12 protein-coding genes are annotated in these 12847 nt (G+C 52.1%); 1 reads left to right on the forward strand and 11 read right to left on the reverse strand.

Annotated elements, in window-relative coordinates; genetic code table 11:
- Window positions 1–47: 47 nt before the first annotated feature.
- The 11 genes from INF30_RS11445 to INF30_RS11495 all read right to left on the reverse strand — a co-directional run bounded on the left by INF30_RS11445 (window position 48) and on the right by INF30_RS11495 (window position 12059).
- Window positions 48–2393, reverse strand: coding sequence for a RelA/SpoT family protein (locus tag INF30_RS11445; protein WP_083582490.1), 2346 nt, complete (start codon window positions 2391–2393; stop codon window positions 48–50).
- 61 nt (window positions 2394–2454) lie between these two features.
- A complete protein-coding gene (locus tag INF30_RS11450; protein ID WP_076777088.1) occupies window positions 2455–2979 on the reverse strand; it encodes an adenine phosphoribosyltransferase in 525 nt (174 codons plus the stop codon).
- Between the two features lie 71 nt (window positions 2980–3050).
- The gene (gene recJ / locus INF30_RS11455; protein WP_226395264.1) at window positions 3051–4820 is read right to left on the reverse strand and encodes a single-stranded-DNA-specific exonuclease RecJ; all 1770 of its coding nucleotides are present in this window, start codon (window positions 4818–4820) and stop codon (window positions 3051–3053) included.
- Between the two features lie 107 nt (window positions 4821–4927).
- Entirely contained in the window at window positions 4928–7105 is a 2178-nt protein-coding gene (locus INF30_RS11460; protein ID WP_076777082.1) for a protein translocase subunit SecDF, read from the reverse strand.
- 31 nt (window positions 7106–7136) lie between these two features.
- Window positions 7137–8540, reverse strand: coding sequence for a thioether cross-link-forming SCIFF peptide maturase (gene scfB, locus INF30_RS11465; protein ID WP_226395265.1), 1404 nt, complete (start codon window positions 8538–8540; stop codon window positions 7137–7139).
- A 98-nt stretch (window positions 8541–8638) separates the two neighbouring features.
- Entirely contained in the window at window positions 8639–8782 is a 144-nt protein-coding gene (gene scfA / locus INF30_RS11470) for a six-cysteine ranthipeptide SCIFF (protein WP_033126632.1), read from the reverse strand.
- Between the two features lie 114 nt (window positions 8783–8896).
- The gene (locus tag INF30_RS11475; protein WP_076777077.1) at window positions 8897–9271 is read right to left on the reverse strand and encodes a TIGR04086 family membrane protein; all 375 of its coding nucleotides are present in this window, start codon (window positions 9269–9271) and stop codon (window positions 8897–8899) included.
- Between the two features lie 82 nt (window positions 9272–9353).
- Window positions 9354–9902: a stage V sporulation protein T gene (gene spoVT, locus INF30_RS11480; protein WP_076777075.1), complete on the reverse strand. Its 549-nt coding sequence runs from the start codon at window positions 9900–9902 to the stop codon at window positions 9354–9356.
- A 90-nt stretch (window positions 9903–9992) separates the two neighbouring features.
- Complete coding sequence (locus INF30_RS11485) at window positions 9993–10538, reverse strand: hypothetical protein (RefSeq protein WP_076777073.1); 546 nt, start codon at window positions 10536–10538, stop codon at window positions 9993–9995.
- A complete protein-coding gene (locus tag INF30_RS11490) occupies window positions 10529–11224 on the reverse strand; it encodes a DnaJ domain-containing protein (RefSeq protein WP_076777071.1) in 696 nt (231 codons plus the stop codon). The genes INF30_RS11485 and INF30_RS11490 overlap by 10 nt, the downstream gene beginning before the upstream one ends.
- Window positions 11217–12059: a DUF5685 family protein gene (locus INF30_RS11495; RefSeq protein WP_076777069.1), complete on the reverse strand. Its 843-nt coding sequence runs from the start codon at window positions 12057–12059 to the stop codon at window positions 11217–11219. The genes INF30_RS11490 and INF30_RS11495 overlap by 8 nt, the downstream gene beginning before the upstream one ends.
- 174 nt (window positions 12060–12233) lie before the next feature.
- Between INF30_RS11495 and INF30_RS11500 the strand changes: the two genes are divergently transcribed.
- Window positions 12234–12677 carry a GatB/YqeY domain-containing protein gene (locus tag INF30_RS11500; protein ID WP_226395266.1) on the forward strand — a complete coding sequence of 148 codons (444 nt, stop codon included), beginning with the start codon at window positions 12234–12236 and terminating at the stop codon, window positions 12675–12677.
- Window positions 12678–12847: the final 170 nt, after the last annotated feature.

Genomic DNA, 12847 nt, shown 5'->3' on the forward strand with positions numbered 1-12847 from the left:
TATATTCTCCGTGTATCGTGTATCTATATCAGGTTTTCCGGCATCCTCTACCCTGCCGCTCTCTCAATATCAATGATACCGTCCAGCTGCTGCAGCTTCTTGGACACCGCTGAGAGTTCCTCCCGTCCGTGCACGATAAATCCCGCCTCAATCGTGGCAGTTCCCTTTTTGCTGGTGCGCACATTCAGAGATTTTACATCCAGCTTCGCCTCGGTGAAGATCTTGGAGATCTCCATGAGAAGTCCCTGGCGGTCGTAAGCGTACATCTTGATCTCAGCAAGATACTGGCCGCCCTCTTCCTCAGCCACCTCGCTCTCCCACTCTACGTCGATGAGCCGGGCCCGCTCTGCATCCGTCAGATGCAGCATGTTGACGCAGTCCGTCCGGTGGATGGAAAGCCCTCTTCCTCTTGTGACAAATCCCACGATCTCATCCCCGGGCACCGGATTGCAGCATCTGGAGAACCGGACAGCCATGTCATCGATGCCCTTCACCACAATGCCGCTCTTTGACTTGGCGATATGGACCTTATTTCTGGCAGCTTCAGCCACCTTTTCCAATACCACCTCATCTGTGATCTCCTGCTTGTGCTCTTTGCTGTACTCCTCCATAAGCCGGTTGACCACCTGGCCCTCCTTCAATCCGCCGTGGCCGATGGCAGCCAGCACAGAATCCCAGTCCCGGAAACCGTATTTCTTCTGAACAACCTCCTGGTACTTGGGTTTCATGATGTTGGTCAGATTAATGGTCTTAGTCTTACAATAGCTGGCAATGAGCTCCTTGCCCCGGACGATATTGTCCTCCTTAAATTCCTTCTTAAACCACTGGTTGATCTTGTTCTTGGCCTGGGTGCTCTTGACAATATTCAGCCAGTCCCGGCTGGGTCCCCTGGAATTCTGGGAAGTGAGGATCTCAATCCTGTCACCGTTCTGGATCTTATAGTCAATATTTACCAGCTTGCCGTTGACTCTGGCCCCCACCATCTTGTTGCCCACCGCACTGTGGATGGCGTAAGCAAAATCCACCGGTGTGGAACCGTTTGGCAGGCTCTTGACATCTCCATCCGGAGTAAAACAGTATACTTCCTCCGCAAAAAGATCCAGGTCCCCCTTGAGCATGCTGAGGAATTCCCTGTTGTCTGACATATCCCTCTGCCACTCCAGGATCTGGCGGAGCCAGTTGAGCTTCTCCTCCTCCTGGGCCTTCACGTTCTTCTTCCCATCATTGGACTCTTTGTATTTCCAGTGGGCGGCAATACCGTACTCAGCCGTCTTGTGCATCTCCTGGGTACGGATCTGTATCTCAAAAGGCTGGCCCACAGAACTCATCAGCGTCGTGTGGAGAGACTGATACATATTTGCCTTGGGCATGGCAATATAGTCCTTAAATCTCCCCGGGATAGGCGTATACATCTCATGGATCACGCCGAGGGCCGCATAGCAGTCCTTCACCGAGTCCACAATGATACGCACAGCAAATAGATCGTAGATCTGATCCACTGTCTTATCCTGGTTCACCATCTTCTTATAAATGCTGAAGAAATGCTTCACCCGGCCATTAATCTCTGCTTTGATCCCCGCATTTTTAATGTGCTGGGATACTTCCTCTACGATCTGCTGGACAAACTCTTCCCTCTCCGTCTTTCTGGCATTGATCTGATCCACCAGATCATAAAACACTTCCGGCTGAGAATACTTCAAAGCCAGGTCATCCAGCTCTGTCTTGATCTTGGAAATACCGAGCCTCTGCGCAATGGGCGCATAGATGTCCATGGTCTCCCTGGCCTTTTCTTTCTGCTTCTCCGGGCGCATAAACTGGAGTGTTCTCATGTTGTGGAGCCGGTCTGCCAGCTTGATGATAATGACCCGGATATCCTTCGCCATGGCCAGGAACATCTTACGCAGATTTTCCGCCTGCACCTCCAGCTTATCGGAGGAGTAGGACAGCTGTCCCAGCTTAGTGACGCCATCCACGAGAAGGGCCACTTCCTCGCCGAACTCCTGCCGGATCTGCTCGTCTGTCACGGCCGTATCCTCCACCACATCATGGAGCATACCCGCCACAATGGTCTCTTTGTCCATCTCCAGATCTGCCAGGATAATAGCCACCCAGAGAGGATGTATGATATAGGGCTCACCGGATTTTCGGCACTGCCCGTTATGAGCTTCTTTTGCCAGCGTAAACGCCTTCTCTATCATGGAAACATCTGTCGATGGATGGTACTTTCGGATCCGGGCGATCAGCATCTGGTACAGCTGCTCCGGGTCCTGGTAATCCTCCGGAGACTTCACTGCATGGCCATCCACAATCTCCAGCCCCAGCATCTGATTTTCCATAATAGATTCGGGCGCAATACGGTTTTTACTGTCCGATTCATAGGTCATTACTGCCATATCTGTTCCCTCCCCCTTCTCTTTATTCTCTGCTGCTCTGTTCCCACCTGTCTGCCGCCTCTTACTTTCCGGGATAAATGATCACAGAGTCCACGTCATAGTCTTTCAGCCTCTCCCGGCCCTTCAGTCCGGCAAGCTCCATGAGGAAAATGATCCTGGCGACTTCGCCGCCCATCCCCTCGATCAGCTTGATGATGGCTTCCGTAGTCCCGCCGGTGGCGATCAGATCATCGATGATGACCACCCGCTGTCCTGGTTTTATAGAGTCCTTGTGCATCTCAATGGAAGCAGTGCCGTACTCCAGCTCATACTCAATGGATACTGTCTCTCTTGGAAGTTTCCCTTTCTTGCGCACCGGCACAAAAGGTTTCTTCATATTATAAGCAATGGGAACCCCGAAAATGAACCCTCTCGATTCAGGGCCTGCCACCACGTCAAAATCTATTCCATCCAGCTTCTCCTGCATCTTGTCAATCGCAAGATGCAGACCCTCCGCATCCTGGAGCACGCTGGTCACATCTCTGAAGATCACTCCCCGTTCAGGAAAATCCGGTATACTGACCACATATTCTTCTATTGGCTTCATCCTTACTGCCTCCTTCAGATCAACTGTCAATAAAATGTTATTCTTTAGTATATCATCTATTTTCTGTTTTTTCAAACAATTTGATAGTGGGTGACAACAATCTGCATGGTTTTCTGCCCCATATATTCGTTTACACCCGGGTAATAGGTGACAGAAAGCCGGATACGGCGGTATCCGTCCTCAAAAAAATGATCCCGCACCGTCTTTCCGTATCTTTCCCCCACTTCCTCCAGGAATCCAACGGCATCCCCGAAATACACAGCATCCATGTCCGTGCCGGCCCCGTCACAGAGCCGCATCCGCAGCATATTCCGATTTTTACCGATGAGACGGCAGGAGACAATGGAGACATTTTTCTCTGCAAACACCGGCTTTGTGTTGCCTTTCCCAAAGGGCTCCAGCAGTTTCAGCTCTTCCAGCAGCTCCTCCGTCACACAGGAAAATGGCATCTGCATATCTATGGACACCTTCTCTGTCATATCTGTCTCCGTCAGCGTGCACACTGCATTGATGTCCTGTCGGAATTTCTCAATATTTTCTTTCTTCAGAGTCAGCCCGGCGGCCAGCTTGTGTCCCCCAAACTTCACGAAAAGATTTCTGCACTTGTTCATCTCTTCATACATGTGGTAGGCCTCAATGGAGCGTCCTGACCCTTTTGCCATTTCCCCGCTGTCGGTGATGACAAAGACCGGCCGGCAGTATCTCTCCCGGATCCTGCCCGCCACGATCCCCGCAAGGCTCTCATGGCAGTCCGGCAGATAGAGCACCAGCACCTTCTGACGGCCCGCCTCTGTGTGTTCCACCTGCTCTGCCGCCTGGCGCACCGCCTCTTCCGTCATCTCTTTTCTGCTGTCATTGAGAGCCTTCAAGTCCCCGGCCAGCACATCTGCCTCCTGCTTTGCCCCGGCTTCAAGAAGAGCCAGCGCCCGCTTGGCTGTGTCCAGCCTGCCGCTGGCATTCAGGCAGGGGCCCAGCACAAACCCTATGTGGTAGGTATTGACCGTCTTTCTGTCAATGCCTGTACATTCCATAAGGGCGCGAAGCCCCAGATTGGAAGTGGACTGCAGCATCTCCAGCCCCTGCCGGACAAAGATCCGGTTCTCCCCGGTCAGATCCATCACATCCCCCACTGTAGCGAAAGCCACCTCCTCCATCAGATAGTCGATATCTGAGGAGTCCTTCCCCATGGCCTCATAGAGCGCCTCCATCAGTTTGTAGGCCACAGCCGCACCGCACAGTCCCTTGAATGAATAAGAGCAGTCCGTCCGCTTTGGATCCACCACCGCATCCGCCGGCGGCAAATGATACTTCTTTTCTCCGTCCTCCTCATCAAAGGGCACCTCGTGGTGATCCGTCACGATCACAGTCATCCCCAGCCCTTTCCCGTAAGCAATCTCCTCTGCGGCCGCAATGCCGTTGTCACAGGTGATGATGGTGTCTGTCCCCGCCTCAAAAGCCCGGTCGATCAGATGCCTGTTCAGGCCGTACCCGTCTGTAATCCTGTCCGGTATGTCCGTGTCCGCTACAGCCCCCAGTCCCTTCAGCCCTTCCAGAAGGATGTAAGTGGCACAGACGCCGTCAATGTCGTAATCCCCTATAATGCGGATCGGCGCACCCTCCCGGATCTTCTCCATCAGGATCTCCACCGCCCGGTCCATATCTTTCATCAGCATCCCGTCACCCAAGTCAGCTATGGTGCCGTAGAGATAGTTTTCTATCTGTTCGTCCCCCACAATATCCCTGTTGCGGATCAGGCAGGCGAGCCTGGGACTGATGTGAAACTTCTTTCCGATCCCGGCAAAATCCGCACCTTTTCTAAGCAAAACCCAGCGTTCTTTCATCCCATTTCTCTCCTTCGCACACTCCCTCGTCTTATTTCCACACTAAAACGCCCTGTCCAAAAAGGGGCATGCGGCCAGCCGCACACCCCTTCTTTGTCTTCTATAAATTATTTTTTCTTCTTTCCTGTCTTCTCTGCCGCTTTCTTCTTTCCGCCGATCTTTGTCTTCATCACATACCACAGGGAGCCTGTAATGCATACAGAAGAGTAAGCTCCGCACACAACACCCACCATCAGCGGCAGGGCAAACTCACGGATGGAGCTTACACCCATGACAAAGAGCACTGCAATAGTGATAAATGTTGTAAGCGATGTATAGATGCTTCTTGTCAGCGTCTGGGTGATACTCCTGTTTACAATGCTGTCAAGAGCCTCGTTTTTCGGCGACAGCTTCAGCTCCTCACGAATACGGTCGAAAATGACGATGGTGGCATTGATGGAGTATCCGAAAATGGTCAGGATGCAGGCAATAAATGTGTTGCCCACGGAAATCCTTGCCACCGCGTAGAACAGAGCCACGATCAGCACATCGTGGAGCAGTGCCAGGACAGCGCTTGTTGCAAAGCGGATATCCTTGAACCGGAACCAGATGTAAAGGAGCATCAGAACCGTGGCAGTGATAACCGCCACAATGGCGTCCATACGCATCTCGCTGCTGACTGTGGAGCTGATATTCTCAAATGTGATCAGCGACTCATCCGCCTGGAAATTGTCCACCATGGCCTGATTCAGCGCCTCGCGGGTATCCAGATCCAGCGTGGTGGTCTTGAAGATGATCTGGTTGCTGCCCGCCACTTTCTGGGCCTGCACATTGCGGTCCCCTGTGGCTTCCTCCACAACAGGAATGATCTGGTCGTCGATCTCTTCAATGCTGTAATCTTCATTGAAGGTTACATTCGTGGACGTACCTCCCTGGAACTCCAGGCTGTAGTTCATGGCCCCGTTTCCTCTGGCCGCATTGTATCCTGCCACTCCAAAGCCGGCCACGATAAGGATCAGAGAGATAGCGAAGAAAATGGCCTTTTTCCCCACAAAATTGATGGGCTCTCTCTGCTTTCTCGGACGGTAGTACAGCTTCTCGCTGCGAATGCCCACCGCATAGAAAGCGTACACGATCATCCTTGTGATCACAAGGGCTGTGAACATGGACACGATGATACCGATGGCCAGCGTCTGGGCAAATCCCTTGACAGTTCCGCTTCCCCGGAACCAAAGCACAGCCGCCGCGATCAGGGTAGTCACATTTCCGTCTATGATGGCAGACATGGCTTTGTGGAATCCAGCTTTCAGCGAATTTCTCACGCTCTTTCCCTTTGTCATCTCCTCCTTCACACGGGCAAAGATGATGACGTTGGCATCCACGGCCATACCGATGCCAAGGATGATACCCGCAATACCCGGAAGGGTCAGGGTCACATTAAAGGCATTCAGTATCACCAGCACGATGCCTGTATAGATCAGAAGCGCAAGGCTGGATGCCAGACCCGGAAGCAGGTACACAAAGCACATAAAAACAAATACAAGGGCAAGTCCCACGGCTCCGGCCTGCACGCTTGTGCTGACAGCCTGCTCGCCAAGCTGGGCTCCCACCACGTTGGAGCGCAGCTCCTCCAACCCGAGCTGAAGGCCACCGATACGGATAGTGGACGCCAGGTTCTCTGCCTCCTCGTATGTAAAGTCACCTGTAATGTAGGCTGTTCCGCCTGTGATGGCTTCGTTGACAACCGGGCTGCTGATAGTCTCTCCATCATAGATGATAGCGATCTGGTTGCCCACATTGGCCTCTGTTGCATCGGCAAACTTCTGGGCTCCTTCATCTGTCAGATCCAGCTCCACAGTGTACTCCGTGTTTCCCATATCATCCTGTCCGGATCTTGCTGAAGCGGTAGCCACATCGGCGCCGGTAAGGACCGTCTCGCCGTCAGATGTCTGGAACTCCAGGTTTCCCGGCTGTCCCAGCTCTTCCAGGATGGCGTTGGCGTCTGTCACGCCGGGGATCTCGATACTGATCCTGTCGTCTCCCTCCTGGTAGACAGTTGCCTCTGTACTGTACTGCTCCACACGTCTCTGGAGCTTATAGATCGTATCGCTCATCTGCTCATCTGTCGGATTTTCATCCTTCACCTGGTAGGTGATGCTGACACCTCCCGCCAGATCCAGGCCAAGCTTAATATTTTTTGCAGCTCCCGTGCCTGTGGGGCCGAAGCCGACGATACAGGTATAGGCAAGAAGTATGATCAGAGCTGCTGTCAGGATCAGGCTCAGTACGCCTTTTTTCTTGTTCATGATCTACATCCTCTTTTCTTTTTATTGCATTTTATCTTTCATCAGACGCGTCTGCCAGCGCTGCCTTCATCATGATGGCGCACTCCACTCTCTTGCGCTGCATCTCGCATCCGATGTCATAAGCCTCGTGAATGGTCCCGTGGAAGTTGTAGGCGTTGGCCATACAGCCACCGCTGCAGTAGAATTTTGCGAAACAGTCCCTGCATTTATCCTTGGAATACACGCTGCATCCCCGGAACTCATCTGCAATCTCCGGCCGGGTGATCCCCTCATCCACATTTCCCATGAGGAATTCCTCCTGCCCCACAAACTGATGGCAGGGATACAGATCGCCCCAGGGCGTCACGGCCAGGTACTCTGTGCCGGATCCGCAGCCGGACAGCCTCTTGGACACGCAGGGTCCTCCCTCCAGGTCGATCATGAAATGGAAGAAGTTGAATCCTTTGCCTTCCTTTTCTCTCTCGATCATAATCTTTGCAAGACGGTCGTACTCTTCACAGATCTTCGGAATGTCCTCCTCACGGATGGCGTAGGGATCAGACTCGTCCCCCACCACAGGCTCGATGGACATCTGCTTAAATCCAAGATCCGCAAAATGCAGGACATCGTTGGAGAAATCCAGGTTGTTCCTTGTGAACGTGCCCCGGACATAGTATCTCTCCTGGTTTCTGCTGTCCGCCAGTTTCTGGAACTTGGGAACGATCAGGTCATAGCTGCCTTTGCCGTTCCGGAAAGGACGCATATTGTCGTTGATCTCTTTACGCCCGTCCAGGCTGAGAACCACATTGTCCATCTCCTTGTTGATGAAATCCTGGATCTCATCGTTTAAGAGCACTCCGTTTGTAGTCACAGTAAAGCGGAAATGTTTGTTATGTATCTTCTCCTGCTCCCGGCCGTAGGCTACCAGGTCCTTGACTACCTGCCAGTTCATAAGCGGCTCGCCGCCGAAGAAGTCCACCTCCAGGTTTCTGCGGTTTCCGGAAGAAACGATGAGGAAATCCAGGGCCTTCTTCCCCACCTCATAGCTCATGAGAGCGCGGCGGCCGTGGTACTCGCCTTCCTCCGCAAAGCAGTATTTGCATGCCAGGTTGCAGTCGTGGGCAATATGGAGGCACAGCGCCTTGACAACTGTCTTCCTCTGCTTCACCTGATCGATCATCGGTTCAAACACATCTCTGGTAAAGAGTCTTCCCTCCCGGGTCAGTTCCTTTACATCCTCCAGAGCCTCCCGGATCTCTTCTTCTTTATATCTGTCTTTCAGCGCCGCCAGAAGTCCCTCCAGCGTCTCCGGCCTGTCCAGGGCTGCCTCGTCCGGCTCCTCCCCGGCAGCAAGATGGGCAATGACATCATAGCAGAGTTCATCCACCACATGCACAGCCCCGCTGTTCACATCCAGGACAATGTTATACCCATTATTACGGTACTGATGTATCACTTCAGATACCCCTTTCTATTTTCTTTTTTCCCATACCACAAGAAACAGCGGCCGAAAGCCGCTGCCCCCTCAACAGATTCTTTTTTAATTGCGATCCGTTATTTCTTCTGTTCACATGTCTGATTTCCTACTGTGCAGGAAGTCTTGCAGGCAGACTGGCATGATGTCTGACATTCTCCGCAGCCGCCTTTTTTCATTGTGTTTGTCAGTGTCTGTGTATTTAATGTCTTTACATGTTTCATCTTGTACATCCTCCTTCGCATCTTTGACTTCTGCTATTATAGCACAAGGCTTACTGTTTTGGAAGTATTTTTTCAGCTTTTAAGCTATCCCGGATATTCGCTTTTGCGCGCCTTCTAGGAGATCATACCCCCGATCATGCCGCCCCCGGCGCACAGAACAAAGGTTGTGACCATGTGAATGCCGCTGCCGTCCAGTGTTCTGTACACGCCCAGGGTGATGAGGATGAGCAGAACGAAATATAAAGCGCCTGTCACAAGCCCCCACAGAAACCGTCTCGACTTCGCCATTTTCCCCGCTGCCATCCCACCGATCAGCGTGGCCACGATATAGACGGCCACGATCCCCGCCGACACCGCCTGTTCATCCAGCTGCAGCCTGTACAGCAAAAGGGCCAGCAGAAGGAGAAGGGCTCCTGTCACCACGTAGGAAAGCAGCAGGGCTTTGAGGACCCACAGTATCTTTGTTTCTTTTCCGGCTTTTTTATCCATATTCTCTTTCTCCTTGTCCAGTTATTTCCTATCTAATGGATATGAAACGCCCAGACGGATTATGAGTGCCATATAAATTTTTCTACTGTTCCATCTGTCTTCCCAGAAATCCTGCCGCGCAGGAGGCCAGTTTGAGTTCTGTCTCCCCCAGCTTCCTCTTCTCGTCTCTTCCCAGGATCATGACGCCGCCGATCACATCCCCCTCGCAGAGGATGGGGCAGATGACCTGCTGTGTGCACCCGTCATCCTCCTCGCCGGTGACCCGGACAAATTTCTTCTCCCCCTCTGCAGCAAGGATATCCTTCCTCTCTTCCAGCATCTTTTCCAGCGGCCTGGCAATATATTTCTCCTGAAAATCCTTCTTCCCGCTTCCCGCCGCGGCCACGATCTGATCCATATCACAGATGCACACAAGGCAGCCCGCTGTCTGAGCCAGGCTGTCCGCATACTGTCTGGCAAAGGCGGATAGTTCTCCAATGGGAGAATATTTCTTCAGGATGATCTCCCCCTCCCGGTCCGTGAATATCTCCAGCGGGTCTCCCTCCCGTATCCGGAGGGTTCTTCGTATCTCCTTGGGGATCACCACTCGCCCAAGGTCATCGATCCTTCTTACAATCCCGGTTGCCTTCATATAAAAATTTCCTCCATCTTACATTCTATCCATTTATCTTTCTTGCTGTAGATAATGGTAGTATCTGTAAAGACAGAGGAAATTATACATCTATGACTCTCCCTGACGGAGCAGCCTGCCCCGCATCCTGCTCCAGATGTGAGCCTGGGTATATTCATAAGCATTGTCGTAGATCCACAGTCCCACCTGACCTGCCAGAAGGACACCAGCAAGGATCACCGGCGTAAGCGCCCTGGAAAACAGCAGTTCCTGAAAAAGCAAAACTGCCGGAATGTACATGACATTGAACACCAGGTATTTGATCCCCCAGAACAGGCCTCTTTTCTGAAATCGGCCGGGGTTTCTGGCAAGCAGCCGCCACGCCCCCTCGATCACCAGGATATACAGCCCCATGGCCCCGAAGGTCACAACATAAAATTTATTTGGTGCAATGATAAAGCCGAGAAGGACCGCCGCCAGATAAAAGGCCAGCCCCATCTTCATCCCCATTTCCCGGATCATGATCCCCACGAAAAATGAGGACGCGGCCAGGAAAAACAGGGTTCCCGTCTCAAAAACGCTTCCAAGCGCCATAAAAAGGATGCACAGGGCGAGAGAAAGCCCGCCAAATGCCATCATTTTTGACTTTACATGCATGTACAAAGATCGCCTCCCATACATTCACAGAGCTGGTCTGCAATACACAGGTCACAGCACATATTTCCTGTACCACAGCTGCTGCCCGAGCCGTAATAGCCTCCCCCATATGGATTGTTCTGATACCTGCGGCTGTTAAATTCAATCTGATTCAGCAGCTGCCGGTACTGTACATTGTTTGGCTCCATGTTGACTGCTGTGGCCGCCTGGTCTCTTGCCAGCACATTGTTGCCCAGCCCTGCATTGGCAAAGGCGCTGGCATAGTACCACATGGATGTGCGGTTCTGCATACGGTTCAGCACATTCAGCGCGTCCTGATAGCGCCTGCTGTTGATAAAATTGATAGCCGCCTGCATCTCCACATCCTGCTGGCTGTCCCCGGCACTGCCCGCGGACTGCTGCTGTCCGTATCCCTGGTAGCCATAATTCCTGTATCCGCCGCCTGCAGAGCTCCTGCTTCCGCCGCCAAAACCGCCGCTGGAGCTGCCTCCCTGGGAGCGCTGGCGCATGATCTCGTCATATGCCTCCTGGACTTCCTTGAATTTTTCTTCCGCCAGATCTGCCAGCGGATTGTCCACATTGGCATCCGGATGATATTTCCGACTCAGCTCCCTGTATGCCTTTTTCACTTCATCATCCGACGCGTTCTGGGAAATCCCCAGCACGTCATAAGGATTTTTACTCATTTCCCTTTTTCTCCTCCTGTTTTTTCTTCTGTATGAGCCGGTATCGGTTCCACACTCCATCATACAGAATATTTCTCAAAATGTCTATATCTGTCAGGCAGGGCAGTTTTTCAAACTCTGCGCTGCACTCTCCCATCATCATGCAGAGGATATCCCCCACTCTCTGTTCATAGTCTTCCTTCTTGCGAAGCTCTCTCAGCGGATTATAGCGGCCCTTCTCCAGATCCTCCTCCAGATCCTCGTAGGCATCCATTATATAGATAAATTTCCCCATAAAAAAGCCGATCCTGCGGAGGGTGGGCTCCCACATATCTTTTCTGTATACAAACAGTTCCTCCATGAGACGCCCGAAGCACCCGGCTGTCTGGTCGATATCTGTGCTCTTCTCCTTCTCGAGCTGGGACAGTTCTCCAAGCGCAGCCTCAAACACACGGGACTGGCGCCTGTAGGTTTCCTCGATCCTGCCGGCCTTTCTCTTCAGCAGTTTCCCTGCTGCCAGGCTGGATACCTTCTTCTCATCCTCCCAGTCATCTTTCAGATGATACCAGGCAAGAAGAAGATTCATATCCGCCGCGTAGGAAGTCGCGGAATTCCGCAGCATCCTCTGTTTCTTTGCCGGGTGGACCCTGCACCTGTGGCTCTCCTCTTCTGTCTGGAACTCATAGAGGGAAGACAGGAGCACGACGAGAAAGGTCATATCGTAGGTGAGGGTCATCTGCCCTCCCATGCCGTACTTTTCCTTCAGCTCCTGGCACAGTCCGCAGTAAAAAGCCTTATACCTTTCAAAATCTTTTATCTTCAATTCCGGTTTGCAAATGGTAATATATCCGAACATGTTCCTCTCCGCTGACACGTGTGCCTGACGCACACATCTGAACGTTATTTTACCAGATTTGTCCGTATCCTGCATTATTTTATCCTGAGATTTCACAAAAAGTTTATATCATCCTTTTCATTTCTCCTTCGCTCCGCTATAATATAGGGAGATATCAATAGGAGGGACAGTCAAATGAGCAAAATTGATGAAGTAAGAAGCGCCATGGTCCAGGCCATGAAGGCGGGAGACAAAGAGACAAAAGAGACCTTATCCATGCTTCTGTCAGCGCTGAAAAACAAAGCCATAGACAAAAGAGCCGACCTCACTGAGGAGGAGGAGACACAGGTTGTCTTAAAGGAGATCAAGCAGACAAAGGAGACTCTGGAGATGACTCCGCCGGACCGCACAGAGATCATCGGGGAGTGCAACCACCGTCTGGCTGTCCTTGAGCAGTACGCGCCCAAGATGATGGACGAGGCCCAGATTCAGGAGGTCATAGACGCCACTCTCGCCGAGCTGGGCATCGACGCCCCCACAGCCAAGGACAAGGGCCGCATTATGAAGACCCTGATGCCCAAAGTAAAAGGCAAAGCGGACGGAAAGCTGGTCAGCGACCTGGTGGGGAAATTATTCTAATTGCATTTCATCTGTATTTCAGATCCGCTTTGAGCGGACAGGAATCGAGTAGGGGAGATTTTCTCTCCCCTCTCACACCACCGTACATGCCGTTCGGCATACGGCGGTTCAACATAACTTCAAAGCATGGCGCTCATTGTAATAGTCAAGACAGCTTACAAGCCCTGCTT

The organism is Claveliimonas monacensis (assembly GCF_014982975.1).
In the GTDB taxonomy this organism is placed as follows: Bacteria; Bacillota; Clostridia; order Lachnospirales; family Lachnospiraceae; genus Claveliimonas; species Claveliimonas monacensis.